At 64.4% G+C, this 25,452-nt stretch carries 29 protein-coding genes and 1 riboswitch; of the genes, 17 read left to right on the forward strand and 12 right to left on the reverse strand.

Going from position 1 to position 25,452, the window contains the following annotated elements; all coding sequences use genetic code 11:
• Positions 1 to 10: 10 nt before the first annotated feature.
• Entirely contained in the window at positions 11 to 637 is a 627-nt protein-coding gene (locus ACSKT0_RS21615) for a GntR family transcriptional regulator (protein ID WP_437771556.1), read from the forward strand.
• Positions 638 to 790: 153 nt separating this feature from the next.
• Here the strand turns inward: ACSKT0_RS21615 and ACSKT0_RS21620 are convergent, their stop codons facing one another.
• A complete protein-coding gene (locus ACSKT0_RS21620) occupies positions 791 to 1,024 on the reverse strand; it encodes a DUF3073 domain-containing protein (RefSeq protein ID WP_028265518.1) in 234 nt (77 codons plus the stop codon).
• Positions 1,025 to 1,244: 220 nt separating this feature from the next.
• On the opposite strand from ACSKT0_RS21620, the gene ACSKT0_RS21625 reads away from it, so the two are divergent.
• Complete coding sequence (locus ACSKT0_RS21625) at positions 1,245 to 1,961, forward strand: septum formation family protein (protein WP_437771557.1); 717 nt, start codon at positions 1,245 to 1,247, stop codon at positions 1,959 to 1,961.
• On the opposite strand, the gene clpB is transcribed toward ACSKT0_RS21625, so the two are convergent.
• Positions 1,962 to 4,631, reverse strand: a complete 2,670-nt coding sequence (clpB, locus tag ACSKT0_RS21630) for an ATP-dependent chaperone ClpB (RefSeq protein WP_437771558.1) — start codon at positions 4,629 to 4,631, stop codon at positions 1,962 to 1,964. It abuts the gene before it with no gap.
• A gap of 222 nt (positions 4,632 to 4,853) precedes the next feature.
• Between clpB and ACSKT0_RS21635 the strand changes: the two genes are divergently transcribed.
• The 8 genes from ACSKT0_RS21635 (at position 4,854) to ACSKT0_RS21670 (ending at position 9,807) form a co-directional block, all read left to right on the forward strand.
• On the forward strand, positions 4,854 to 5,192 hold the full coding sequence (locus ACSKT0_RS21635) for a hypothetical protein (protein ID WP_234754760.1): 339 nt from the start codon (positions 4,854 to 4,856) through the stop codon (positions 5,190 to 5,192).
• 117 nt (positions 5,193 to 5,309) lie between these two features.
• Positions 5,310 to 5,777, forward strand: a complete 468-nt coding sequence (locus tag ACSKT0_RS21640; protein ID WP_437771559.1) for an SRPBCC family protein — start codon at positions 5,310 to 5,312, stop codon at positions 5,775 to 5,777.
• A gap of 16 nt (positions 5,778 to 5,793) precedes the next feature.
• Positions 5,794 to 6,663: a DUF4031 domain-containing protein gene (locus ACSKT0_RS21645; RefSeq protein ID WP_437771560.1), complete on the forward strand. Its 870-nt coding sequence runs from the start codon at positions 5,794 to 5,796 to the stop codon at positions 6,661 to 6,663.
• Entirely contained in the window at positions 6,660 to 7,439 is a 780-nt protein-coding gene (locus ACSKT0_RS21650; protein ID WP_437771561.1) for a 2-phosphosulfolactate phosphatase, read from the forward strand. The genes ACSKT0_RS21645 and ACSKT0_RS21650 overlap by 4 nt, the downstream gene beginning before the upstream one ends.
• A gap of 100 nt (positions 7,440 to 7,539) precedes the next feature.
• Positions 7,540 to 7,869, forward strand: a complete 330-nt coding sequence (locus ACSKT0_RS21655; RefSeq protein ID WP_345448401.1) for a PadR family transcriptional regulator — start codon at positions 7,540 to 7,542, stop codon at positions 7,867 to 7,869.
• Positions 7,870 to 7,871: 2 nt separating this feature from the next.
• A complete protein-coding gene (locus ACSKT0_RS21660; RefSeq protein WP_437771562.1) occupies positions 7,872 to 8,246 on the forward strand; it encodes a DUF1048 domain-containing protein in 375 nt (124 codons plus the stop codon).
• A 2-nt stretch (positions 8,247 to 8,248) separates the two neighbouring features.
• Complete coding sequence (locus tag ACSKT0_RS21665) at positions 8,249 to 9,049, forward strand: ABC transporter ATP-binding protein (RefSeq protein ID WP_437771563.1); 801 nt, start codon at positions 8,249 to 8,251, stop codon at positions 9,047 to 9,049.
• Positions 9,046 to 9,807 carry an ABC transporter permease gene (locus ACSKT0_RS21670; RefSeq protein WP_437771564.1) on the forward strand — a complete coding sequence of 254 codons (762 nt, stop codon included), beginning with the start codon at positions 9,046 to 9,048 and terminating at the stop codon, positions 9,805 to 9,807. The genes ACSKT0_RS21665 and ACSKT0_RS21670 overlap by 4 nt, the downstream gene beginning before the upstream one ends.
• A 45-nt stretch (positions 9,808 to 9,852) precedes the next feature.
• Here the strand turns inward: ACSKT0_RS21670 and ACSKT0_RS21675 are convergent, their stop codons facing one another.
• The gene (locus tag ACSKT0_RS21675; RefSeq protein ID WP_437771565.1) at positions 9,853 to 10,212 is read right to left on the reverse strand and encodes a DUF1801 domain-containing protein; all 360 of its coding nucleotides are present in this window, start codon (positions 10,210 to 10,212) and stop codon (positions 9,853 to 9,855) included.
• Positions 10,213 to 10,276: 64 nt separating this feature from the next.
• Here ACSKT0_RS21675 and ACSKT0_RS21680 point away from each other — a divergent pair, with 64 nt between their 5' ends.
• Positions 10,277 to 11,986, forward strand: coding sequence for a sialidase family protein (locus ACSKT0_RS21680; protein WP_437771566.1), 1,710 nt, complete (start codon positions 10,277 to 10,279; stop codon positions 11,984 to 11,986).
• Between the two features lie 17 nt (positions 11,987 to 12,003).
• On the opposite strand, the gene poxB is transcribed toward ACSKT0_RS21680, so the two are convergent.
• From poxB to ACSKT0_RS21715, 7 genes are all read right to left on the reverse strand, one after another.
• The gene (poxB, locus tag ACSKT0_RS21685; RefSeq protein ID WP_437771567.1) at positions 12,004 to 13,740 is read right to left on the reverse strand and encodes a ubiquinone-dependent pyruvate dehydrogenase; all 1,737 of its coding nucleotides are present in this window, start codon (positions 13,738 to 13,740) and stop codon (positions 12,004 to 12,006) included.
• 88 nt (positions 13,741 to 13,828) lie between these two features.
• On the reverse strand, positions 13,829 to 14,230 hold the full coding sequence (locus ACSKT0_RS21690) for a YccF domain-containing protein (RefSeq protein WP_234754734.1): 402 nt from the start codon (positions 14,228 to 14,230) through the stop codon (positions 13,829 to 13,831).
• Between the two features lie 64 nt (positions 14,231 to 14,294).
• The gene (locus ACSKT0_RS21695; RefSeq protein ID WP_437771568.1) at positions 14,295 to 15,371 is read right to left on the reverse strand and encodes an ATP-dependent DNA ligase; all 1,077 of its coding nucleotides are present in this window, start codon (positions 15,369 to 15,371) and stop codon (positions 14,295 to 14,297) included.
• A gap of 64 nt (positions 15,372 to 15,435) precedes the next feature.
• On the reverse strand, positions 15,436 to 15,864 hold the full coding sequence (locus ACSKT0_RS21700; RefSeq protein WP_437771569.1) for a hypothetical protein: 429 nt from the start codon (positions 15,862 to 15,864) through the stop codon (positions 15,436 to 15,438).
• A 180-nt stretch (positions 15,865 to 16,044) separates the two neighbouring features.
• Positions 16,045 to 16,506, reverse strand: coding sequence for an SRPBCC family protein (locus ACSKT0_RS21705; protein WP_437771570.1), 462 nt, complete (start codon positions 16,504 to 16,506; stop codon positions 16,045 to 16,047).
• Positions 16,503 to 16,853, reverse strand: a complete 351-nt coding sequence (locus tag ACSKT0_RS21710; RefSeq protein ID WP_236813141.1) for an ArsR/SmtB family transcription factor — start codon at positions 16,851 to 16,853, stop codon at positions 16,503 to 16,505. The genes ACSKT0_RS21705 and ACSKT0_RS21710 overlap by 4 nt, the downstream gene beginning before the upstream one ends.
• 198 nt (positions 16,854 to 17,051) lie before the next feature.
• Positions 17,052 to 17,648 (reverse strand): phosphoribosylanthranilate isomerase, encoded by a 597-nt coding sequence (locus ACSKT0_RS21715; protein ID WP_437771571.1) that lies wholly within the window; start codon positions 17,646 to 17,648, stop codon positions 17,052 to 17,054.
• A 133-nt stretch (positions 17,649 to 17,781) separates the two neighbouring features.
• Between ACSKT0_RS21715 and ACSKT0_RS21720 the strand changes: the two genes are divergently transcribed.
• The 5 genes from ACSKT0_RS21720 to ACSKT0_RS21740 all read left to right on the forward strand — a co-directional run bounded on the left by ACSKT0_RS21720 (position 17,782) and on the right by ACSKT0_RS21740 (position 21,092).
• Entirely contained in the window at positions 17,782 to 18,411 is a 630-nt protein-coding gene (locus ACSKT0_RS21720) for a HutD/Ves family protein (protein ID WP_437771572.1), read from the forward strand.
• A 147-nt stretch (positions 18,412 to 18,558) separates the two neighbouring features.
• Positions 18,559 to 18,624: riboswitch (guanidine-III (ykkC-III) riboswitch) on the forward strand.
• A gap of 9 nt (positions 18,625 to 18,633) precedes the next feature.
• Entirely contained in the window at positions 18,634 to 18,948 is a 315-nt protein-coding gene (locus ACSKT0_RS21725) for a DMT family transporter (protein WP_437771573.1), read from the forward strand.
• Between the two features lie 2 nt (positions 18,949 to 18,950).
• Entirely contained in the window at positions 18,951 to 19,316 is a 366-nt protein-coding gene (locus ACSKT0_RS21730; RefSeq protein WP_437771574.1) for a DMT family transporter, read from the forward strand.
• A gap of 69 nt (positions 19,317 to 19,385) precedes the next feature.
• Positions 19,386 to 20,405 (forward strand): aldo/keto reductase, encoded by a 1,020-nt coding sequence (locus ACSKT0_RS21735; RefSeq protein ID WP_437771575.1) that lies wholly within the window; start codon positions 19,386 to 19,388, stop codon positions 20,403 to 20,405.
• Between the two features lie 36 nt (positions 20,406 to 20,441).
• Positions 20,442 to 21,092 carry an MBL fold metallo-hydrolase gene (locus ACSKT0_RS21740; RefSeq protein ID WP_437771576.1) on the forward strand — a complete coding sequence of 217 codons (651 nt, stop codon included), beginning with the start codon at positions 20,442 to 20,444 and terminating at the stop codon, positions 21,090 to 21,092.
• 11 nt (positions 21,093 to 21,103) lie between these two features.
• Here ACSKT0_RS21740 and ACSKT0_RS21745 read toward each other — a convergent pair whose 3' ends face one another.
• Positions 21,104 to 22,828 carry a DEAD/DEAH box helicase gene (locus ACSKT0_RS21745; protein WP_437771577.1) on the reverse strand — a complete coding sequence of 575 codons (1,725 nt, stop codon included), beginning with the start codon at positions 22,826 to 22,828 and terminating at the stop codon, positions 21,104 to 21,106.
• Positions 22,829 to 23,257: 429 nt separating this feature from the next.
• Here ACSKT0_RS21745 and ACSKT0_RS21750 point away from each other — a divergent pair, with 429 nt between their 5' ends.
• Entirely contained in the window at positions 23,258 to 23,932 is a 675-nt protein-coding gene (locus tag ACSKT0_RS21750) for an SAM-dependent methyltransferase (RefSeq protein ID WP_437771578.1), read from the forward strand.
• Here ACSKT0_RS21750 and ACSKT0_RS21755 read toward each other — a convergent pair.
• Positions 23,929 to 25,428, reverse strand: coding sequence for an MFS transporter (locus ACSKT0_RS21755; protein ID WP_437771579.1), 1,500 nt, complete (start codon positions 25,426 to 25,428; stop codon positions 23,929 to 23,931). The two genes, ACSKT0_RS21750 and ACSKT0_RS21755, sit on opposite strands and share 4 nt — an antisense overlap.
• Between the last annotated feature and the right edge of the window lie 24 nt (positions 25,429 to 25,452).

The raw sequence follows: 25,452 nt of genomic DNA on the forward strand, positions 1-25,452 counted from the left end.
GATGAGGCGAATGGCTACGCAAGCTGCCAAGGGGATGAGGCCGCTGAGCGAGCACGTCTACGACAGGATCAGCAATGAGATCGTCAACGGAGTGGTCGGGCCTGGCGCTCCCCTGGTCCAGGAACAACTGGCCGAAGAATACGGCGTTTCACGGACGCCGGTCCGCGACGCACTTAACCGCTTGGTGCACGAAGGACTCGCCACTTTGGTCCCGGGGTCCGGGTATTTTGCGACGACGCTGACCCGATCAGCCGTCGAGGAAGTCTATGAGGTACGCAAGGCCCTCGAGATCATGGCCATCAGACAGTGCGGGGCCAAGTACACAAACCTTCAGCTTGCCCGGCTCGAGCTGCTCATCGCCGAGGGTGCCGCAAGCGCCGACCCGGAGGAATTGTTCACCGCCACGCGGGCGTTCCATTTGGGCTTGGCGGCGCCTGCGCCCAACGGATTCTTGCTGAAAACCCTCGAATCCGTCTGGGACAACCCGGTTCAACGGCTCATCAGCCGCTCGTATCCTTTGGACGACGCCAAGCTTGAGCGCGTGGCGGACGCCCACCGGAAGATCCTTGCTGCAGCCCGCGCCAATGACCTCGAAACACTGATCCCCCTGCTGGATCTGTGCCACGAGAAGGACTGACCGGAAAAGAACGAAAAAAGCCCGTAGCGCACGCCAATCATGGCGCGCCCTACGGGCTCGATCGTTTTAGGAGGCATCTGGGGATGCCAAATCACTTCGTGTACGACGGCGGTACGCAACTCGATGCCGAAAGGCACCTGATTGTTGCTACAGCTATCCGATACGGCGGGTGTCTACCTCGTCGTCATCGTCTTCCAAGTCCTGTGCGTACTTGTCCTCGTAAGCCGAGTAATCCGGCTCCGGCGGATCGTCCGCGAATCGGCTCGTCGCACGACTTGATGGCCCAGTCAGCTCGCGCTGAAGGGCCGAATAGTCAGTGTTCGGGGAGTAGTACTTGATGTCCCGAGCCTGCTTGGTAGCTTTTGCCTTTTGACGGCCGCGCCCCATGGCGTGACCCCCTTTTGTACTTGGACCGGAGGTGGTCACCTTGGCGATCGGTGAGGCCCCGGAATGTTTGGTCAATTTGTCGTATGTCTAGATTACATGCTTTCTGGAGCAACTGCTTGCCACGACCTCGCGAAAGCGACGTCACAGTTCCACACGGCAGTATCACCGTTCGTCGGCATGAAAAACTTGGGTAGAGTCGCCCTAATATCGGGCCGCACGCATGAAAGGCGCTAACTCAGACATGGGCCAGGACAACACGATCCCGGGAAACAACGGTACAGGCGACAACGAGTCGCCGGTAGACCCTGGTTCAGGGACCGGGTATCCGGGGACTTCGGGCATCTACCCGGATGCTGGCATGCCTGCCGAAACCGAGCCCGAGGACGGCTTTCCCTCCGAAAAAGGGTCGTCCCTGCGGACTGCCCTGGACGCCATAACGCGGTATCGGCTTATCATTGGCGGCATTGTGCTGGCTGTATTGATCCTCATCGGAGTAGTGATCTGGATCCTCGTTGGGGCCTTGGCCAACCGTCCAGTGGCCGCTTCCACCCCCGCACCGGCCACGTCCACCAGCCGCGGCCCCCTCCCGGCCGATGTCGAGGCAAAGGACTACCAGCTGGGCGATTGCTTCGCCGATTTCGACTCCAACGCCACCAAGTCCAAAGTGGTGGACTGCACCACCGACCATTCTGCCCAGTTGGGCGCCATCTTCCGGTACAAGGCTGACGACACCTTCCCCGGTGCCACTGCCTTGCGTGACAAAGGCCGCGAAATCTGCCGTGATCTGATGCTCAACGAGGCCTCTACGAAGTACGCGCTCCTGCAGCAGAACGTGTACCCGAGTGCCACCAGCTGGGACAACGGCGACCGCCGCGTGGACTGCTTCATCGTGGTGAACTCGGGAAACACGCTCAAGGAATCCGTGCTGCAGAAGTAGCTACTCCTTCCGCCTCACCGTCAGGCCGCTACCCGCCGGAGCCCCGCCGTCGGGACCCGTCAAAGCTTCGAGCCCCTCGATGGTGAGTTCGTCGACGTCGGCCGCGGTGTCCACCAGTACCGTGTCGCCGTCCGCGATCTCTCCGGCGAGGATCTCCTTGGCCAAGCGGTCGCCGATCTCGCGTTGGACCAGCCGTCGCAACGGACGGGCGCCGTACGCGGGATCGTAACCGGACATCGCGAGCCAGGCACGGGCGCCGTCACTGACCTCCAGGGTGAGCCTGCGGTCGTGCAGGCGCTTGGTCAGCTCGTCCACGTGCAGCTCGACGATCCTGGCGAGCTCGTCCACGCTGAGCGGATCGAACAGGACAATCTCGTCGAGCCGGTTGAGGAACTCCGGCTTGAAGGAGGCGTTGACCACGGCGATGACCGCATTTCGCTTCGCCGTGGCGTCCAGCGTTGGATCCACAAGGAACTGGCTGCCCGAGTTGGAGGTCAACACCAGGATGGTATTCCGGAAGTCCACGGTGCGGCCCTGCCCGTCGGTGAGGCGACCGTCGTCGAGCACTTGCAGGAGGATGTCGAACACCTCCGGGTGGGCCTTCTCCACCTCGTCGAGCAGGATCACGGAGTACGGGCGGCGACGGACCGCTTCAGTCAGCTGACCGCCTTCCTCGTAGCCCACATATCCGGGAGGGGCGCCGACCAGCCGGGCCACGGAGTGCTTTTCCCCGTATTCAGACATGTCGATCCGCACCATGGCGCGTTCGTCGTCGAACAGGAAGTCAGCGAGTGCCTTGGCGAGCTCAGTTTTGCCGACGCCGGTGGGGCCCAGGAACAGGAATGAGCCCGTGGGGCGGTTGGGGTCGCTGATGCCCGCACGGGCGCGGCGGACGGCATCGGAAACGGCGGCCACGGCCTTGGACTGGCCGATCAGCCGCTTTCCGATCTCCTCCTCCATGTGCAGCAGCTTCTGGGATTCTCCCTGCAGCATGCGGCCAGCGGGGATCCCGGTCCAGGCCGAAATGACCTCGGCGATATCGTCCGCCGTGACTTCGTCCGCGACCATCAGGGCGGGCTTCGCTTCACCGCGTGCTTCCCGGGCGGACTCTTCCTCGGCTGCTGCGCTGAGCTCGCGCTCCAGAGCGGGCAGTTCGCCGTAGAGAATGCGCGAGGCAGCTTCAAGGTCGCCTTCGCGTTGGTACTTTTCGGCGGCCGAACGCAATTCGTCGATCTTCGCTTTGAGGTCGCCAACGCGGTTGAGCCCGGCCTTCTCGGATTCCCAACGGGCGTTCAATGCCGCGAGGGCTTCCTTCTTGTCGGCCTTGTCCGCGCGTAGCGCAGCGAGGCGTTCGATGGAGGCCGCGTCGGTCTCGCGGGCGAGGGCCAATTCCTCCATGGTCAGACGGTCCACGGCACGGCGAAGCTGGTCGATTTCCTCAGGAGCCGAGTCGATTTCCATGCGCAGCCGGGACGCGGCCTCGTCCACAAGGTCGATCGCCTTGTCCGGCAACTGACGGCCCGAGATGTAGCGGTTGGAGAGCGTGGCGGCGGCCACGAGGGCGGAGTCCGCGATCGCTACCTTGTGGTGGGCCTCGTAGCGTTCCTTGAGGCCGCGGAGAATCCCGATGGTGTCCTCCACGCTTGGCTCGCCCACGTAGACCTGCTGGAAGCGGCGTTCCAGGGCAGGGTCCTTCTCCACATTCTCGCGGTACTCGTCCAGGGTGGTGGCACCGATGAGGCGCAGCTCGCCGCGGGCCAGCATCGGCTTGAGCATGTTGCCCGCGTCCATGGCGCTTTCACCGGTGGCACCGGCGCCCACCACCGTGTGGATTTCATCGATGAACGTGACAATCTGCCCGTTGGAGTTCTTGATCTCCTCCAGTACGGCCTTGAGCCGTTCCTCGAATTCGCCGCGGTACTTGGCACCGGCCACCATGGACGCAAGGTCCAGGGCGATCAGGGTCTTGCCCCGCAGGCTTTCCGGGACGTCCCCGGCCACCATGCGCTGGGCGAGCCCTTCGACGACGGCGGTCTTGCCGACGCCGGGTTCACCGATCAGCACCGGATTGTTCTTGGTGCGCCGGCTCAGGACCTGGACGACCCTCCGGATTTCGCTGTCCCGACCGATCACGGGATCCAGCTTGCCCGAGCGCGCGACGGCGGTGAGGTCCATGCCGTACTTCTCGAGGGCCTGGAAGGTGTTTTCGGGGTCTTGCGAGGTGACTTTCCGGTCGCCACGGACACCCGGCAGGGCGGCGAGGAGCGCTTCGTGGGAGGCGCCGGCGTCGCGCAGTAGCTTCCCCACGGCGTCGCTTCCGGCCGAGAGCCCCAAGAGGAGGTGCTCAGTGGACACGAAGGAGTCGCCGAGTTTCTCAGCCTCGTTCTGGGCGGCCTGGATGGCCTGCATCGAAGGACGGGAAAGCTGCGCTTGCTGCACGGAACTGCCCGACGACGACGGCAGGGCCTTGATAGCCGAGCTCGCCTGCACGCTCACGGCATCCGGGTCCGCTCCAGTGGCGCGCAAAAGGGCTACGGCGACGCCCTCGCGCTGGTCCATGAGCGCTTTGAGCAGGTGGGCCGGCTCCAGCTGCGGATTTCCGGCGGTGGAGGCGTTCATGGCCGCTGCGGAAAGAGCCTCCTGGCTCTTGGTGGTGAATTTGACGTCCATGGAAGAGCTCCTTTCGGGAGTAGACTGTTTCTCAAAGTTGAGTCTACTATGCTCAACTTTGCCAGATCATCCCTCCTGCTCCATGTTTGCCGACGGCGAAACTGCTGTCTATAGCCTTCTCCGCTTACCTTGAAAAGCCCCTCGCCGTTTGCGAGCCGTAGCCCTAGGATCAGGTGTGACCGGGGGAACACCCCTTGGCGAGCATGAGAAAAAGGACACGCAATGAAGAAGTTCGTAGTTCTCTACAATGCGCCGCAATCGGCGGAATCGGCCATGGCTGACAGTACCCCTGAGGCAGCAGCCGAAGGCATGAAGCTGTGGATGGACTGGGCCGCGAAGGCTGGCGACGGCATTGCCGATCTCGGCACGCCCCTCGGTGGCGGCAAGGTGGTCGGGAACTCTGGAGTATCCGATGCGGAGACGGGAGTAGGCGGTTACAGCGTCCTGCAGGCCGAGGACATGGACGGGGCCCTGAAGCTCCTCGAAGGCCACCCGCATTTCCTCATGGCACCCGAAGCCTCGATCACCGTCTACGAAGCGCTCGACATCCCGGGCATGTAACACAGCAACCGCCGCGGCACCCCGCCGTCGAATTCGTGGGTGTGGGCCGCGCGCTGCGTGCCGGAAGGCGGCGCGGCCCGCACCCACGATCCCGGTAAAGCGCCGTACGATATGCACATGGCACCCTTCACAGTCACTCGCAATGCGCTGATCCCCGCCGCGCCCGCCGACATCTTCCCCTTCGTCAACAACTTCCACGAGTGGACCAAATGGTCTCCGTGGGAAGCCGTTGACCCCAAGCTGAGCCGCAGCTACTCGGGCAACGAATCCGGCGTCGGAGCCAAGTATGCCTGGAGCGGCAACAACAAGGCCGGCACCGGAACCATGGAAATCGTCGGCTCGGAAGAGCCTGGCAAGATCGACATCCGCCTCGAATTCACCAAGCCGATGAAGGCCGTCAACCCCACGGGGTTCACGTTCGCGCCCGAAGGGGAGGGCACCCGCGTCACCTGGACAATGACCGGCGAGAACAAGGGCCTCGGCAAAATCTTCGCTTTGTTCATGAACATGGAGAAGATGGTGGGCGGCGACTTCGAGAAAGGCCTGACGGCACTCTCAGCGGTAGCCACCCGGAAAAACCCGTAGTTTCTCGGCGCAGGCCATGGCCGTCTACCTTGATCCGCCGCTGTGGCCCGCGCACGGGACCGTGTTTTCCCACCTCGTCTCGGACACATCGCTCGAGGAGCTGCATGCCTTCGCCGAGGCTGCGGGGATTCCCGAGCGTGCCTTCGACGGCGACCACTACGACGTCCCTGAACGCCGCTACCAGGACCTCCTTTCCGCAGGTGCCATCCCCGTGGAGGCCCGGATTTTGGTGCGCAAACTGATCGCAAGCGGCTTGCGGATCCCCGCCCGCCAACGGAGCAAGGCCCTCACCGTGCCCTTGCTGGAGCGCTGGAATTCGACACTTCCGGGACACGAGGAGCTGGGTTTCGAACTGCTCGAACGCTGGGGCGAGGACCATCGGAAGTACCACAGCCGCACGCATTTGCTGGCGGTCCTGGAAGCCTTGGATCTCCTCACCGAACCCGGGCCGCCGGCGCGCTCAGTTACGCTGGCGGCTTGGTTCCACGATGCCGTCTACGAGGGAATCGCCGGGCAGGACGAAGAGCAGTCGGCCAGGCTGGCCGAGGACCGACTGGCCATTGCGGGACTTCCCGGGCCAGTGATCGACGACGTTGCCCGGCTTGTCAGGCTGACCTCCACCCACAGCCCCGAACCGGGAGACCATCTCGGCGCCCTCTTATGCGACGCCGATCTGTCCGTCCTCGGCGCAGAACCGAAGGCTTACGCCCGCTATCTGGCTGCTGTCCGCGAGGACTACGCGCACGTCGGCGATGCAGACTTCGCGGCGGGCCGCGCCGCCGTCGTCCGCCAACTACTCGCCTTGGATCCGCTTTTCCACAGCGAACGCGCGAAAAGCCTGTGGCTCGATGCCGCGCGCCGCAACCTGGAGGCCGAACTGTCATGACCATGGCGGGGACGGTGCACCGTCAGCTTCCGTTCACGGTGAGGTTTGAATGGGGGCTCGACGGCGCCCATGCGGTCGCGTCCGGAGCGGACCTCGCCGTCGTGGTTGACGTCCTCTCCTTCACCACATGCGTCAGTGTCGCCGTCGATCGGGGCGCCATGGTGTTCCCCTATCCGTGGAAGGACGCCGGGGCCGAGGATTTCGCCGCCCGCCACGATGCCCAACTGGCGGGTCCGCGAGGTGGGGGCGGCCTGAGCCTCTCGCCGTCGAGCCTGCGGGACGCCCGGACGTTGAGCCGCGTCGTGCTGCCTTCACCCAACGGCTCGTCGATCGCGTACGAGCTCGCCCGGGAAATCCCCCTTATAGCAGCCGTGTCACTGCGAAACGCAGCGGCCACCGCGGATTGGGTGGCATCCGAACTCCCCCCGGATGCGGTGGTGGCTGTGATCGCGGCCGGCGAGCTCTGGCCCGGCGGTTCGCTCCGGCCCGCCGTGGAGGATCAGATCGGGGCCGGCGCCTTCATTGCCGGGCTCGTTGCCGCCGGGCGAGGCGGATTCACACCGGAAGACGGCAAGCAAGGCTTCGCTCCGGAGGCCGACGCCGCGATGGCGGTCTACAACGCTGCCGAACCCCGGCTCCATGACGCCCTACGAGGCTGCTCCAGTGGCCGTGAGTTGATCGGCGCAGGGTACCCGGACGACGTCGAGATCGCCGCAGAACTCGACGCCGGGACCACTGTGGCCCTGTTGAGGGACGGCGCGTTCCAGCGTCCTTGAGTCCGCTTCGGCGCAGTTCCATGAGGGGCTTGCGCTTCCACTACTTAGCGCTACTATGTACTAGTAGCTAGTAACACTGAGTAGTGAAAGGAGGTGTCCAATGGGCAAGCAGATGACGGAGATGCTCAAAGGGACCCTGGAGGGCATCGTTCTCGCCCTCCTGACGGGGAATCCCGCGTACGGGTACGAAATCACCACGCTGCTCCGGGGGCAGGGCTTCACCGAGATCGCCGAGGGCACCGTGTATGCGCTGCTCGTCAGGATCGAGCAAAAGGGCCTTGTCGACGTCGAGAAGCGGCCGTCCGAGAAGGGCCCGCCGCGCAAGGTCTATTCGCTCAACGAGCAGGGCGAGAAGGAACTGGACGAATTCTGGAATACGTGGAGTTTCCTGTCCGAGCGACTGGAACAGCTCCGAAAGGGAGGAAAGTGAACATGGCCACAGGGTGGATCGAGCAGCTCACGGGATCGCTCGAACAGAAGAAGCAATACCGGCAAAACAAGGCACGCGTGGAGCAGCTTCCCGCGGACTATCGCGCGGCGGCGACCGCGCTGGAACGGTACCTGATGTACTTCGGGGCCATCACCAAAGGAGAGATCCTGATGCGGATGCTCGGCGATCTCACCGATCTCTTCGAACAGAGCGCCGCGGACGGAACGCCGATCCGCGACATCGTCGGTGACGACCCGGTGGAATTCGCCGAAACGTTCATGCGCAACTACACGGTCGGTCAGTGGATCAACAAGGAGCGCGAACGCCTGGTCCAGGCAATCGACGCCGCTGCCGGGGACGATGGGAAGGAGAGGTGACCATGACCAGTGCATCCACCACCCGCGAACCCGCGATCCGCGTGCATGGCATGGAAAAGTCCTACAAGGAATTGCACGTACTGCGTGGCGTGGACTTCGATGTGGCGCCGGGCACCATCTTCGCCCTTCTCGGCTCCAACGGAGCAGGAAAGACCACAATGGTGAAAATCCTGTCCACACTGCTGAGTCCGGACGCCGGCACGGCCACCGTCAATGGATTCGACGTCGTGAGCCAAGCACTGCGGGTCCGGGAAACCATCAGCCTCACCGGACAATTCGCAGCAGTCGATGAAATCCTCTCCGGCCGGGAAAACCTGGTTCTGGTTGCCAAATTGCGCCACCTGAAGGACCCCGGCCAGGCGGCGGATGACCTTCTCGCGCGCTTCAACCTGTCCGATGCCGCATCTCGGAAGGTGTCCGCGTATTCCGGAGGCATGCGTCGTCGCCTCGACATCGCCATGAGCCTCATCGGGCAGCCCGAGGTGATCTTCCTCGATGAGCCGACCACCGGACTCGACCCCGAAGCGCGCATCGAAGTGTGGCAGGTGGTCCAGGAGCTCGCCAATCAGGGCACCACCGTCCTGCTCACCACGCAGTATCTCGACGAGGCTGAACAACTCGCGGACCGGATCGCCATCCTTCATCAAGGGCGCATCATCGCGAACGGCAGTCTCGCCGAGCTCAAGCAACTCCTCCCGCCGGCGAAGGTCGAATACGTCGAAAAGCAGCCCACCCTGGAGGATATCTTCCTCGCACTTGTGGGGAACGAGGGCAAGGTCGCGTCAATTAAGGACCAGTCATGAGCACACACTTCTTCGGAGACACGGCCGTCTTGCTGGGCCGCTCCATGCGTCACATCTTCCGCAGCGCGGACACCATCATCACCACCGCGATCACGCCGATCGCCCTCATGCTGCTGTTCGCCTACGTGTTCGGCGGCGCCATCAAGACAGGCTCCGGGAACTACGTCAACTACCTGCTGCCGGGGATCATGCTGATCGCGATTGCATCGGGAATCGCGTACACCGCCGTTCGTTTGTTCACCGACATGAAGAGCGGCATTTTCGAGCGGTTCCACTCGATGCCGATCGCACGATCGTCCGTGCTGTGGGCGCATGTGCTGACTTCGCTGGTTGCCAACGGGCTTTCCCTCGTGATCATCGTGCTGGTGGCCCTCCTCATGGGATTCCGCACATCGGCAAGCCTGCTGTCATGGCTCGCTGTCATCGGGATTCTGGCGCTGTTCACCCTGGCACTCACCTGGCTGGCAATCATTGCGGGCCTGACAGCGAAGTCCGTGGACGGTGCCGGCGGGTTTTCCTACCCGCTCATCTTCTTGCCGTTCATCAGCTCGGCTTTCGTGCCCACGGCCACCATGCCGGGTCCTGTGCGCGCTTTCGCAGAGAACCAGCCGGTCACTTCGATCGTCAACACGATCCAGGATCTGTTTGAACAACGGCCGATCGCCAGCGACATATGGGTCGCACTCGCATGGTGCCTAGGCATCCTCGTTCTCGCGTACTTCTTCGCCACGGCAGCCTACCGGCGCAAGATCAGCTAGGCGCGCAGCTCCCTTCCGTTGGTCGGACAGTGCGACGGAAGGGGCTTAGCCTTTGTCCTTGATCCAGCCCAGGATCACAGCTTCAAGCGCAGGCTTCTTTGCCTCGAAGTCGGCGTCGTCCATGAACCGGGCGACGCGGGAGACCTCGCCGTCGCCCTCCAACAGGCCCAGCTCATCAACGATCGACGCCCCTTGGTGGAACATCAGCGTGACGTTCTTCTTCGATCTCGGAAAGAACGACGCGATGTTTCCCTTGTAGATGAAGGTGGGCGCCTGCCACTTGACGGCCTCGGAAAGGCGCGGGTCCACCGCGAGGATGAATTCCCTGATTTTGCCGACCAGTTCACGGTGGGGGTTGTCGTATTGCTGAAGCCAGGTGTCCACGTCCGGATTTCGATTGCCCATGGCTGTAACCATAATCCCGAGTCCACGCCCAGGGGCCGAAGGCGCCGTCTCGTATCATAGACGTGTGACCTCCTACCTTCGGCGCAATGGTGCCGCACTGCCCCAAGCCCGTCCCGTCGTCGAGCACGTCCTGGCGGTGCGCGGCACGGGAGGGTACCGGCAGTACCGCATCCCCGCGCTGGTCGTTTCCACGGCGGGAACAGTGCTCGCCGCCTATGACGGCCGGCCGAACCTGGACGACCTGCCCAATCCGATAGATCTCCTGCTCCGGCGCAGCATGGACAACGGCCGCAGCTGGGAGGAGCAGCGGGTGGTCCGCAGCGGCTCGGGGCTCAAAGGCTTCGGCGATCCCAGCCTCCTGGTGGACGCCGTGACTGGGCGGATATTCATGTTCCACGCCGCGGGGACGCATGCCGGTTTCTTCGAGGCGGTAGGCGGCTTGGAACCGGATGACGACGTGCAGCACTGCGACGTCAGCTTTTCCGACGACGACGGCGTCACCTGGCAGCACCGGAGGCTCACCGATCAGCTCAAGCTGGGCGGTGTGGCGGGCGTCCGCACCGGCACTCGAGACCGCAGCATCACGGGGATCTTCGCTGCGGCCGGGCAGGGAATCCAGATACACACCGGTCCGTTCGCCGGGCGCCTGGTCCAGCAGTTCGTCGTGCTCGTGGACGGCGAAATCATGGCCGCTTCCGCGTACAGCGACGACCACGGCGAGAAGTGGACGCTCGGATCGCTCATCGGAAGGGGCCCGGACGGGGTTGGCCCCAACGAGAACAAAGTTGCGTGCCTCGACGATGGCTGCCTCCTCCTGCACTCGCGCGCCACTCCCCGGCGGCTCGCAGCAGTCTCCCATGACGGCGGCGAGACGTGGAGCCAGCTGGAACCCGTGGAAGACCTCCCCGACCCGAGCGACAACGGCTCGCTGATCCGCTTCGACGGCCTGCCAAGCGTGATATCCCTGGCCACCCCGGCCACGAACAGCTGGCTGCTCGCGAGCAACAACCAGGACACCTCCCTGCGGCGCAACACGGTCCTCAGCCTGTCAACGGACAATGGGGCAAGCTGGCCCGCCAAGCTGGTCCTGTGCGAGGGCAGCTCGGCGTACTCGACGGCGGCGCGGCTCCCCGATGGCAACATCGGCGTGTTGTACGAACGGCAGGGATACCGCGAGATCGTCTTCGTTTCAGTCCCGGTTGAGCAACTGGCGGAACAGCTTTTGGCCTCGGCCGGATCGGGTGCGCCTGAAACCCGGCCCGATGGCCTCGAGTTTCACATGGAACTGCGCTCCATCACTCCCGGCCGACCTGCCGCCTGGCAAAACGCCGGCGAATTCCATGTCATCTCTCCGGACAACGACGGTGAATGGGACGTGCAGACCTGGAAGGAAGTGGGCCAAGGCTACTCGGCGGAGCAGGCGCAGGTCCTCGGCACCCGCGAAGCCCAGGACCTCAACTACGGGCCTATAGTTCCCGGCTACAAAGCCGGGGACATCCTCGCCTTCACCGGACGCGCCCGCAACCTCGGCACCCGGCGGGCCACCGGCGTCGTACTCGTGGGACCGCACGCCAATCCGGAGGACTTCCCGCCCGCGGATCTGGCACCGGGCGCGGAAGCCCTGTACTTCACGCCGGTGTACACCGTCACCGAGGAGGATCTGGCGCGGGACTCGCTCGAGCTGACTTTTGGGGTGGCGTACGACGGCGGCGCGCGGGTCGCGGAGCGCAGCTTCAGTTTCGATCTGCGCACGGGAGCCGTGGCGGCTGGTTAGTCCTGCGCGAGGGTGGGCTAGAAAATTTGGCGGATGTTGGTCTTTGCGAGGTCGATGAGCTGGTCGCCGCGGCCCGAGAGAACCGTCCGGATTGCGTAGAGCGTGAAGCCCTTGACCTGTTCGGCGCTGATCGCCGGCGGAATGGACAGTTCCTGCCGGGCCGTGCGGACGTCGATGAGGGCCGGGCCGTCGTGGGCGAAAGCTTCAGCCAGTCCCGCTTTCAGCCCGGAGGAGTTGTCCACCCGGATACCGCGGATGCCCAGCGATTCCGCCAGTTTGGCGAAGTCCGGATTCTCGAGCTCCGTGCCGAAATTGACGAATCCCGCGGCCTTCATTTCGAGCTCCACGAAGTTCAGCGAGGAGTTGTTGAAGACCACCACTTTGATGGGGAGCTTGTTCTGCACCAAAGTGATCAGTTCGCCGAGGAGCATGGTCAGGCCGCCGTCGCCGGCCAAGGCGACCACTTGGCGCCCCCGATACGCGGCCGCCGCACCGATTCCGTGGGACAGTGCATTGGCCATGGTTCCGTGGTTGAACGAGCCGAGCAGCCGGCGTCGGCCGTTCATGCCTAGATACCGGGCCGCCCACACGGTGGGGGACCCGACGTCGCACGTGAAAACCGCATCCGGGGCCGCCAACTCATCCACGAGCCTGCCCACGAATTGCGGATGAATGGGCTGGCCGTCCTTGGCCGGAGAGGCCAGGTCGTCGAGTTTGCCGCGCGACTTGGCGTAGTGCTTGAGCGAGGTACTCAAGTGTGTTCGTTTCGCCTTCCGCTCGATCAGCGGCAGAAGCGAGGCCGCGGTGTCCTTGACCGTGCCGACGAGGCCAAGATCGATCTTGGCCCGCCTGCCAAGCTGCTCGCCCCGGATATCCACCTGGATGATCTTGGCGTTCTCCGGGTAGAACTGCTGGTACGGAAAATCGGTGCCCAGCATGAGCAAGGCCTCGCAGCTCTCCATCGCCCGATAGCCTGAACTGAACCCCAACAGGCCCGTCATGCCGACGTCGAACGGGTTGTCGTATTCGATGTGCTCCTTGCCGCGCATTGCGTGGACGATCGGCGCGCCCAGCGCGTCCGCCAAGGCCATGACCTCGGGGTGCGCGCCCGCAGTGCCGGCGCCTGCCAGGATGGTGACTTTGCCGGCAGCGTTGAGAATGTCCGCTGCCTCTGCGAGCTCCCGCGGGTTGGGCCGGATCTCCGGACGGGCGGCCCGGATCACCGCTGTCCGGTTGCTTTGCGCCTCCGCAAGGGCGACATCTCCGGGAATCACGACGACGGCGACACCGCGCTTCTCGAGGGCCGTCCGCATGGCGATTTCCAAGACCCTTGGCATTTGCGAAGGATGGGCAACGTGCTCGACGTAAACGCTGCACTCCCGGAACAACTCCTGGGGGTGCGTCTCCTGGAAGTACTGGCTGCCGATCTCTTCGCTGGGAATGTGGGCGGCGATGGCCAACACGGGAACCCTGGACTTGTTGGCATCGTAAAGCCCGTTGATCAGATGCAGGTTGCCGGGGCCGCAGGATCCGGCGCACACCGCCAATTCATCCGTGAGGCCCGCCTCGGCTGCGGCTGCCAACGCCGCGGCTTCCTCGTGGCGGACATGCACCCAACGGATGCTCTCTTCTTCCCTCAGCGCGTCCGTGAATCCGTTCAGCGAATCCCCGGGGATCCCGTAGACGCGCTGAACGTTGTTGGCTTTGAGGGTGGCGACGATGTTCTTGGCAACGGTGTTCCTGGCGGCGGACATGGACTGTTCCTTTCGAGGGGAGGCAGTGCAGACACGGCCTACGCTACTCCGGAACAGTCCATGGCGCCTGACGCGAGACGCGGGACGGTTAGTGGTAGGTGCTGACGAACGGTCGGTTGCTAGGCACGATCTGCTTGCCCAGCGGCATGAGCGATACCGGAATGAGCTTCAGGTTGGCGATGGCCAGCGGGATCCCGATGATGGTGATGGCCATGGCGAAGGCCGTGACCACGTGCCCGATCGCGATCCAAATGCCTGCAACCAGCAACCAGATGACGTTGCCGATGAGCGGGAAGACTCCCCCGCCTCCGGGCTTGTCCACGACCATGCGACCAAACGGCCACAGCGTGTACGAGGCAATCCGGAACGACGCGATGCCCCACGGGATGGTGACGATCAACAAGCAGCAGACAATTCCAGCCATGAAATATCCCAAGGCCAGGACGAAGCCGCCGAAGACGAGCCAGATGATGTTGAGCAGCGTTTTCATATTTCCCATTGTCTCCTGCCGGGCGCGGACTGGGCCTAGGGGTTGGCCCTGAAATCCCCCTGATTTATCGTTTCCCGGTGTCCAGGACCGCTGACAAATCGAACTTCACGGGTTCCTCAAGCTGCTCATAGGTGCACGACTCCGGATCCCTGTCCGGCCGCCACCGCACGAATTGCGTGGTGTGCCTGAACCGCTCCCCTTCCATATGGTCGTAGGCCACTTCCACAACGAGCTCGGGCCGCAGGGGTGTGAACGACAGGTCCTTCCCTGCGCTCCAGCGGCTGCCTTCGGCGTTGCGGGGTGTCCGGTTGCCTTCCTCCTGCTCGGCCCATGCCCAGGGATGCCCATCGAACGCAGTCACGAGGGGTTGGAGTTCGTCGAACAGTTCCCTGCGTCTTTGCATCGAGAAGGACCCCACCACGCCCACGTTGGATAGCCGGCCGCCGTCGTCGTAAAGCCCCAACAATAGTGAACCAATAAGGTCGTCACCGGTCTTATGAACCCGGTAGCCGGCCACAACGCAGTCGGCGGTCCGCTGGTGTTTGACTTTGAACATCACGCGCTTGTCCGGTTGGTAGGTACCATCCAGCGGCTTGGCGAGCAGGCCATCCAGGCCTGCGCCCTCGAACTGGTTGAACCACTGCTCTGCCGTTACCTTGTCCCGGGTTGCCGCGGTGAGGTGGATGGGAGCGGCGGCGCCTGCAAGTGCTTGTTCAAGCGCTGCCCGCCGTTCGGCGAAGGGCCGTCCCGTGAAGTCCTCATCGCCAAGGGCGAGCAGGTCGAAGGCCACGAATTTCGCCGGCGTCTGCTCGGACAACTGCTTGACCCTGCTGGCTGCCGGATGGATGCGTTGCTGGAGGGCTTCAAAGTCCAAGCGGTCACCGGACCTGCCGACCAGGATGATCTCGCCGTCGAGGACGCAGCGTTCCGGCAGGTTTGCCTTCAAAGCCTCGATGAGCTCCGGGAAGTACCGGTTCATGGGCTTCTCGTTGCGGCTACCGATTTCGACGTCGTCACCGTCACGAAAAACGACGGAGCGGAAACCATCCCATTTAGGCTCGTAGCTCATGGCGCCCTCCGGGATGGCGCCCACCGCCTTGGCAAGCATAGGTGCGACAGGGGGCATGACTGGCAGTTGCATGAAGCCATTCTTGCCCCGGCACCGGGACCGCGCTACCCGTTCATTCGCTTAAGTGGATAAAGGACTACTTGCAGTTGGCGCTCAGCCAAGTGGTTACGGGAGCCATCGCCTTTTCGAACTTGCCGCTCGAGTAGACGGTTTGGTCTTTCAAGCCCGCGATCGCAGTGTCCTTGAGGTTGGTGAAATCAGCCTTGAGTGCGTCCGGGACGCGATCGGCGGTGGCGGCAAGCTCGGTCTTGTATTGCTCCAGCTCCGCGGTCTTTCCCTGCGCCGCGGACATTGGCAGCAACGACGCTCCCGTAGCTTCTTTGGAGATGGTGGAGCACATTTCGGCTGCCGAAGCGAAGCCCCCGAACGGGCCCGATGAAGGAGTTGGGCTTGCGCTTGCGGAGTCGCCTGTAGAAGAGGACGACGGCGTGCCCGCCGCTGCGGAGCCCCCTCCCTGCGTGGAGCAACCGGACAGCGCCAACGCAGCGAAGAGCGCGACTGTCATGTATCGGATAGGGCCGTTAAGAGGTTTGGAAAGGATTTTCAAAGGTCGCATTCTGCTTGATCGTGTGTCTCCGGAACCGTTCGGCCTCCAGAGCAATGGCATTCTGTCCCCGCCGTGGAGTCTAGCCCGGATGGGCCCTGGCCTTTCAAGTTGACTTCCAGCCCCTTTTAGACCGCTTCCCTATTCCCGCACCAGCAAGGTGTCCAATTTGGTGAACGAGGTGCCCCACCCCTCGCGGGTCATGTCCACCCATTCGTCGGAGTCGAAGGGACCCTGTGTGAGATGAAGCCGCGTACGGCCGCCATCCAGTACCTCGAACTCAAGGCGCATTTCCAGCAAAAGTGTGATCCCGGCGTCGGGCTCTGCTTTCTGGGTGGCGACCAGCAGGGCGGGCGGATCGTACGCGGTGATGACGGCGTCGATGGGTGATTCCTTTGCAACGCCGTTCTCCTCCCAGGTCATGGTGAGCTGCCAGACTCCGCCCACCCGGGGGTCGACGACTATCCGGTCGCGCGGCGAATCCACGCCCACCGGCCCGAACCATACGGCGAGCTGCTCGGGGTCCACGAAGGCTTGGAAGACGAGCTCGCGCGGGGCTTCGAATTCGCGGGTCATGGTGAGGATGTGCTGTTCCGTGTTCATTGCTTGGCTCCTGGATCCTTTGAATCGTGCTGAATCTTGCGTAGGTGGGCGTCGAGGCGGATAAAGCTGGCATCCCAGAAACGCCTGTATTTGTCCATCCATTCAGTGGCTTCGCGCAGTGGTTCCGCTTCCAGCTTGGAAGACCGCCATTGTGCATTCCGGCTCCGGCTGATCAGCCCTGCGTTTTCCAGGACCTTGAGATGCCGCGAGACGGCGGGAAGGCTGATGTCGAACGGTTCGGCAAGCTCGTTCACGGTGGCCTCACCCTCCGAAAGCCGTGCCAAAATGGCCCTTCGGGTGGGGTCGGCAAGAGCCGAGAAGATGAGACTGAGCCGGTCTGCGGACATCGCTGGCGCCTTTGTATTTAACTGCTCGGCTAATTAACCGATGTATTAAATATGCGACGGCGGACGGCGCCTGTCAAGGGTCTCTTCAGCGACGCTCGCTCACTTTTGAGGGCAAAACCGCGAACCCTCGCTCACATCATCTGAGCGTGCGTTTGGGGAAAGTGCGTCATAAGTGAGCGAGCGTTTGGGGAAAGTGCGTCAGGCTTTTGCTGCTGGGACGAAGGCGCGCACGAGGTCGAGGTCCTTCACCCCACGCGAGGACTCCACGCCGCTGGAGACGTCGACGCCCCATGCCTCGGCTTCGAGGGCGGCGGCTCCGACGTTGGACGGGGTCAAACCGCCAGCCAACAACCAATGGCGTGCACCCAGGCCCAGTTTCCGGACCGAGGAATAGTCCCAGGCCTCACCCGAACCCGGGACGGCGGCGTCGATCAGGAGAAGCTCCTCGCCCCACGCCTCGAACTCGTCCGGAGCGGCACCCATGGTGACGGCCCGGATGAGCCGCATGCCGGCGTCGTGCACGGTCTTGACGTCTTCCGGCGTGCGGCTTCCGTGCAGCTGGACCCATTCAAGGCCGGCCGCGCGCGCGGTTGCGACGGCGTCGGCGGCTGCCTCGTGGCGGAAGACCCCGACGGCGGTGATGCCTTCCGGTACATGGGTCAACAAGTCTCGGGCACGATCGGGCGATACCTCGCGCGGACTCTTCGTCAGGACGAAACCCACGGCGTCTGCGCCGGACTCGACGGCGGCCTGCACGGATTCCGGCGTGCTCAAGCCACACACTTTGACGAACATTCCGCGCCTCCAACCGTTTCCCTCCCTACGACGTTAGCAAGGGCCTCCGGGATTGTTGAACCGTGCCAAGATTGCACCGATGTTACGCGGACGTTCAACAGGCCGACGACGGCCTCGGGCTAGGCTGGAGCGCATGGAGATCATCCGCTTTGCCGAGCTCAAACCCGAACCGTGGCGCAACGGAGGCGGGGTGACCCGCGAACTCGCCAGCCATCCGAAAGCGGCGTCGGCGCAAGACGGAGCGTGGGACTGGCGGGTCAGCATCGCCGACGTCGGGTCGGCCGGCGACTTCTCGACGTTCCCCGGCATGGAGCGAGTCATTACGGTGATCGACGGCGAATTGCTGCTGCTCACTGTGGACGGCGAAGAGCACCCTCTGGAAAAGTACCGGCCTTTCCGGTTTTCGGGCGAGGCTGCCTCTGCCAGCGCACTCCCGACCGGCGACATCCGGGACCTCAACGTGATCGCCCGGGCCGGCGAATTCAAGGGCTACACGTCCATCATCGAGCTCTCCAAGAAGCGCGCACACCCCGTGTTCGAAGGCCAGTTGGCAGTCCTTTTGGAGGGCAAGGCTTCTGTTAGTCCAGGCGCGGATCCCACGGAAACGGCTGAGGTACCGGAGAGTGAGGCCGCGACGACGGAGCTCGTCGAACTCGCTCGCTACGACGCGGTAGTCGGTTCCGACACCCGCAGTCCGGAGATTCTGGGCCGCGGATTCCTGGCCGTTATCTCCATCGACCGCGTGGAGCATGCGCACTCGTAGGTCCCAGCACTGGACATAATGCCAACATGCGCACCCGCTCGCCCCAACGCTGGACATGTCCCTTGGTTAAGCCCGCAGCAGCGCATGTCCCTTGGTGAGGCTCGCCACCAAGGCTGGCTACCCGGCGTCGGGATTTGCTAGCCTCGAAGGAAGGCCCGAAGAGGGACCTCCGGACGACGGTTCAGTACCCGGCACGCGACAAGACTGGCCAAAGGATCTGTCATGCCGTGGTTAATCCTCATTCTGTCCGGCGCGCTTGAGGCCGTCTGGGCCGCAGCGCTCCACCGTTCCAACGGCTTCCGCAAACCGGCCCCCTCCGCCATCTTCCTCGTCAGCGTCCTCGCGAGCACCGCGGGGCTGGCCTTCGCGATGCAATCCATTCCCACCGGGACCGCGTATGCGGTGTGGGTGGGGGTCGGCGTCGTCCTCACTGCGGCTTACGCGATGATCACCAAAGTCGAGCGCCCGACGGCGGCCCGGCTGCTCCTGCTCGCCGGGATCGGTGCGTGCGTGGTCGGCTTGAAGGTGGTGGCGTAGCCATGACCGCCAAGTTCGCATGGGCCATTCTGCTGGCCTCCGCCGTGCTCGAAGCTGTGTGGGCGACTGCCCTTGGACTGTCCGACGGCTTCAGCCAAGCCCTCCCGACCGTGGTCTTCGCCGTCACTGCAAGCCTCAGCATGATCGGCCTCGGAGTCGCCGTGAAGCAGATTCCGCTGGGCACGGCCTACGCCGTCTGGGTCGGGATCGGCGCTGCGCTGACGGTCGGCTGGGCGATGGCCACCGGCGTCGAACCGGCCAGCCCACTCAAATTGCTGTTCATTGCGGGAATCGTGGGTTGCGCGGCCGGGTTGAAGGCCCTTCCCACGGAGAAGCGTGAAGAAGTGACGGAACCGGCCCAATCATAAGAGCGGAATACTCCCCCGCTGCTCGGAGTTGCGAGCAATGAGACAAACCCTCGGCGAAGGAGAAGCACCATGAGCCCGGAAACCACAAACGTACGGCTCGGCGATGGCCTGACCGTGAGCCCCCTAGGCTTCGGCGGGATGGCATTGACGCCGGTATACGGCGAGGTGGATCCCGCCGAATCCCTCAAGACGCTGCATCACGCCGTGGATGCCGGCATCAGCTTCATTGACACCGCGGATATTTACGGCGCGGGCGACAACGAGGAACTGATCGCGAAGCTGCTGAGGGATCGCCGCGACGAGGTCCAGTTGGCCACCAAGTTCGGAATCGTGGGCAACCCGCGCGAAGGCTACACCGATGTCCGGGGAGATACCGAGTACGTGGCGCAGGCGGCGGAAGCAAGCCTCCGCCGCCTGGGCACCGACGTCATCGACCTCTACTACATGCACCGCCGCGACCTCCGCGTTCCGATTGTGGAAACCGTGGAGGCCATGGCAGAGCTTGTCCGGGCAGGCAAAGTCCGGCACCTCGGGCTGTCTGAAGTAACAGCCGAGGAGCTGAGGGAAGCCAACGCCGTACACCCGATATCCGCAGTGCAGAGCGAGTGGTCCATCTGGAGCCGGGACGTTGAGCGCAACGTTGTCCCGGCCGCGGCAGAGCTGGGCGTGGGTTTCGTACCCTATTCGCCGCTTGGCCGGGGTTTCCTCACGGGAACCGTCAGCGCCGACCAACTCGGCGAGAACGATTTCCGGCACCGCATTCCCCGTTTTGCAGACGGCGCACTCGACGCCAACCAGGCGGTTGTTGCCGCAGTGCGCACCGTGGCCGCCGAGCTGTCCGAAAGCACCGGCCGGGATGCAACTCCCGCCCAGGTGGCTTTGGCCTGGCTATTCGCCCAGGGCCGCCGTCTCCAGCTCAGCGTGGTCCCCATCCCGGGTACGCGCAAAGCGCACCGGATCGACGAGAACCTGGGCGCCTTGTCACTCGAGTTGAGTGCCGCCCAACTGGACGTGCTCGACGGCGCCGCGGACGCCGTCGTCGGCTCACGGTCCGCGGATCCCGCTTGGGTTTCGCAGGGCCGCGAATAGGCGGTGGGCCGCAGGCGGCTTCCGTAGAGTGGACGAATGGACTCACTCATTCATTCACTGCGTGACATCACCATCCGGCGAATCTCGGTCAGCGAGATGAACAACAACGTGTACCTGCTCACCGCCAAGTCAAGCGGCGCGCAGCTCTTGATCGACGCTGCGGACGACCTTCCGGCCATCCAACACATGATCGAAGACGCGGCCGCTGACACCACCGCCACGCCGAAACTGGCCCTGATCGCCACGACGCACCAGCACTGGGACCACGTCCGTGCGCTGCCCGGGTTGGTGGAAGCTACGGGCGCGAAGACCTCGGCCGGAGTAGACGACGCCGACGCGCTGCCCGTTCCGGTGGACGTGCAGCTGCGCCATGGCGATGTGGGCAACTTCGACGGTTTCGACATCACCGCAGTGCACTTGCGCGGCCACACTCCCGGTTCGATCGCCTACGTGTACCTGGACCCGGAAGGGCCCGCGCACATTTTCAGCGGCGATTCCTTGTTCCCCGGCGGTGTGGGCAACACGCAGAACGATGCCGCCCGCTTCACTTCGCTGTTGAACGACGTGAGCGAACGGCTGTTCGACGCCTACCCGGACGACACTGTGGTGCATCCGGGCCATGGAGATCCGACCACGCTCGGTGCGGAGCGGCCACACCTTGCGGAATGGCGCGAGCGCGGCTGGTAATCCCGCCCTGCTTAGCGGCCGCGGCGCTCGTTCGACGCCGGAGCCGAGGCACGGCGCGGGCCGCCGCGGGCCGGACGGCCGGAAGCCGAGTTGCCTGAGCCGGAGCCGTAGGAGCCACCGGAGTTGCCACCCGTGTTCGAGGACCATACGGACTTGTTGCCGCTGGTACGCGTGGAAGTAGCGGATTCCGTGCGTGGCGCCGACGCCGAGCGGTTGCCGGCGGCAGCACGCTGACCGGTTGCCGGACGACCGCTGCGACCACCCTGGCCCTGTGCACCAGGAACGTCGTTGCGGTGACCGGAAGCAGCGTTTCCGCGTCCACGTGGGCTGCGGGCGACGTCGTCGTTTGCTGCTGCGCGGCGATCGGCGCGGTTGATGTCGGTGCGCACGGGCTCGGAGGCAACCTTGCCACGGCCACCGCGACCACCGCGGCCACCCGCAGTGGGTGCAGCCTGGGTGGAACGGCGGTTGCGCTTGCGCTGGGCGTTGGCACCGGTGGATGTACCGCCGCCCGACTGCTGGGTCTTCGCTGCGAGCAATGCCGCACGGGTTCGGGGATCAACCTTGTCGGCAACCTGGCCCACGAGCTCGGCGATCAACGGGGAGTTGGCCGTGACGCGCTCGAACGAGACGTCGACGCCGGCAGCCTTCATGAGCTTCTTGACGTCGGACTGCTGCTCGGGGAGCGTCAGCGTGACCACGGTGCCGTCTGAACCTGCACGGGCCGTACGGCCGGAGCGGTGCAGGTAAGCCTTGTGCTCTGTGGGCGGGTCGACGTGGATGACGAGTTCGACGTCGTCGACGTGCACGCCGCGGGCAGCGACGTCGGTGGCCACCAGGACCCGGACCTCGCCGCTGGCAAACTCGGCGAGGTTGCGGTCACGGGCATTCTGCGACAGGTTGCCATGGAGATCGACGGCGGGGATGCCGCAATCGGTCAGGGTCTTGGCCAGCTTGCGTGCGTGGTGCTTGGTCCGCATGAAGAGGAGTCGGCGGCCGGCACCGGAGGCCAGCTCCACGATCAGCTGCTTCTTGACGGTCTGGTCGTTGACCACCAGGACGTGGTGCTCCATGGTGGTGACCGCGGCCTGGGGGTCGTCCACCGAGTGGGTCAGCGGGTTGGACAGGTAACGGTTGACCAGTTTGTCAACACCGTTGTCCAACGTCGCGGAGAAGAGCAGTCGCTGACCCTGGGTAGGAGTCATGTCCATGAGCTTCTTGACCACCGGGAGGAAGCCGAGATCGGCCATGTGGTCGGCCTCGTCCAGGACGGTGATCTCGACGGCTTCGAGAGTCAGGATGCGCTGGCGGATGAGGTCCTCCAGGCGGCCCGGGCAGGCGATGACAATGTCGACGCCGGCGCGCAGCGCCTTTTCCTGGCGGGCCTGGGAGATGCCACCATAGATGACCGTGGTGTTCAGGCCCATGGCCTTGGCCAGCGGCTCGATGGTGGCGTTGATCTGGGTGGCCAGCTCACGGGTCGGTGCGAGGACCAGACCCATCGGGCGGCCGGGCTTGCGGAAGTGCTTGGCTTCGCGCTCGGCGAGACGTGCCACAAGCGGGATAGCGAAAGCGATGGTCTTACCGGAGCCCGTGCGGCCACGGCCCAGGACGTCGCGGCCTGCGAGCGTATCCGGGAGGGTCTTGACCTGGATGGGGAATGCTTCTTCGATGCCATCTGCAGCGAGCGAGTCGGCGATGGCCTTGGGCGTGCCAAGGGCAGCAAAAGTAGTCATGTGTTTCAAGGGTCTTTCTGGCGGTGTCCAACGGACATCGTCCCCCGACGCCGGTTGGGCCAAGGGTTCGCCGAGGAAAAAGTCAGTGATCAACCGGTAGGCAATAAGCCGTGGCCGGGACCAGAGAAAACGCGTTCATCGACGCAGGATGTGCCTCTCACATGAAAAAAGCCCACTTCCCAAGTTTGGAACCAAGCCAAATTCGGGGACTAAGCGGGCATCACTGCACATCAAGTAAACCCATTCTAGCATCTGCGGGCCGCTGGCCTTTCCACAGGGCACCTTCACCCGGGCGGCGTCCCCACCTAACTCGCAGTTGTTGTCGTTTTGACGGCTCATAACGACAACAACTGCGAGTCAGTTGGGCGGGGATCAGTTGGGTAGGGACAGGCGTTGCCTCACGGGGGCACCTCGGGGCAGGCTTGAGCCATGACGCACCAGCACGACGGCGGAGCCCACCTTCACAGCGAACCTGACCACGACGCCGACCCGGCGCAGTTTTGGGACGAGGTGTACCGCGAAAAGGCGAAGCGGTGGAGCGGCAATCCCAATCCGCAGCTGATCGCGGAAGCCAAGGGCCTGGTTCCCGGCACTGCACTGGATCTCGGATGCGGGGAGGGCGCGGACGCCATCTGGCTCGCCCAGCACGGCTGGACGGTGACCGCGGTGGACGTCTCCGCCGTCGCGCTTGAACGGGCGGAAGCCCATGCCGCCGACGTCGGGCTGCAGGACCGGATCGCGTGGCTACAAAGGAACTTCGGTTCGTGGCACCCCGACGAGGGATTCGACCTCGTGTCTTCGCAATTCCTTCATTCTCCGCTTGTTCCGTGGCGCGATTCGCTCGCCTCGGCCGCTGCCGCCGTGGCTCCCGGCGGCGCTTTGCTCGTGGTGGGGCATCACCCGGATGGCTTGACTCCTTGGAGCGGGCACAAGGATATGAAGGACAAGTTCTTCACTCCCGAGGACTTGGTCGAGGCACTCACGGGCGGCCCGGGCTCGTGGAGGATCAATGTTGCCGATTCCCGGGAACGCGCCGTGACGAGTCCTGAGGGCCAGCACGCCACCACCATCGACAGCGTGCTCCGGGCCACCCGGACCTCCTAGGCCCGCGCATCCTCGGCCCGCACGTCGTCCGCTTCGGCGGCGCGGTGCGGCTCGGCGTCGTCCGCACGTTCAGCACCCGAAGGCCGCCGGGCCGCAACCCGCGGCGCAATGATGAGTCCGACGACGGCGATCACCGACGTCAGCGAGAACACCCCCGCGAAGGAGCCCGCCGTCGTCGTCAGCGCGCTGAAGACGAGACCCGTCACGGCGAGCGAGAGAGCTCCGCCAAGGGAATCGGAGATGGACATTGCCGAGCTGTTGAAGCCTTGGTCCTCGGGCTTGGAAAGGGCCAGGGTCATGACACTCAGCCGCGGGTACATCAGGCCCATGCCGGCGCCCGCGAACAGCCAGCCCGCAATCGCCACCGCGGCGGGCCACGAAAACATCGTGGTCACGAGGACAACTACCACCGAACCGAGCACGAGCGCCGACCCGATCCTGACCGCCGGGGCATTGCCAAGCCGGGAACCCATCCGACCCTGCACGGCGGACGCCGCGGCCCAGGCAATCGCCGATCCCGTCAACGCAAGTCCGGCGAATGCCGGGGTGAACGAGTACCGCTCCGTGAGGAGGTACGGCACGTAAACCTCGGTACCGAAGAACGCAGCGGAAGCGATTCCGCGCATGAGGATGACGCTCGGCAGTCCGCGGTGCGCGCCGAGCGTGCCGCGCGGAACCAGCGGCCGTACTGCCAGCATTGCGACGACGAGCGCGACGCCGGCAATCACCCAGCCGACGCCGGGCACCTGGCCGGAGAGGTTCAGGCCGAGAACCGCAAGGGCTGCGAGCGCGGCCCACCCCATGCGGCCGAAGGCCCAGGGAACGCCGGCGCCTTTGGGCTTTGCCTCGAAGGCGGCCGCCTTCGAGGAGCCCGCCTTCCGGGAGCCTCCGTCCCGCGCGTCCGGTGAGGAACGCATGCCCCGCATCGCGGGGAGGATCATTGCCAAGGCCGGAACCACGAGGCCCACGACGCCGAGGAACACCCAGTGCCAGCTGCTCAACTGGGCAACCACGCCGGCGGCGAAGGGACCGATCATCGACGGAACGACCCAGGCCGCCGAGAACGCGGCAAAGACTTGGGCATGTAATCTCGCGGGATACACCCGGGCGATCACCACATACAGCGCCACGGTCATTGCGCCGCCGCCGAGGCCTTGGACCAGCCTGCCGGCCACGAGGATCGGCATGGAAACCGCAGTACCGGCGATGAGCAGCCCCGCCGCGAACAGCGCCACGGAGGCGTACAGCGGGGCGGAGGGACCACGCCTGTCCGCCCAGTTCCCTGCGGCCACCATCCCGATCACGCCAGTGGCGAGCGGCCCGGCGAACGCCAAAGCATAGAGTCCGGCACCGTCGAGCTCGCGGCTCACGAGCGGCATGATGGTGGTGACGGCCATGGACTCGAAAGCCGCAAGGAAGACCAACGCGCAGGCACCCGCTGTCGCCAGGAGATAGGGGCGTTGCAGTATGCCTGCCGTTGCGTCGTGGCTTGTCATCATCCCAGCCTAGAAGGCCAAACG

This window comes from Arthrobacter sp. KNU40, assembly GCF_051515115.1.
Classification (GTDB): Bacteria; Actinomycetota; Actinomycetes; order Actinomycetales; family Micrococcaceae; genus Arthrobacter.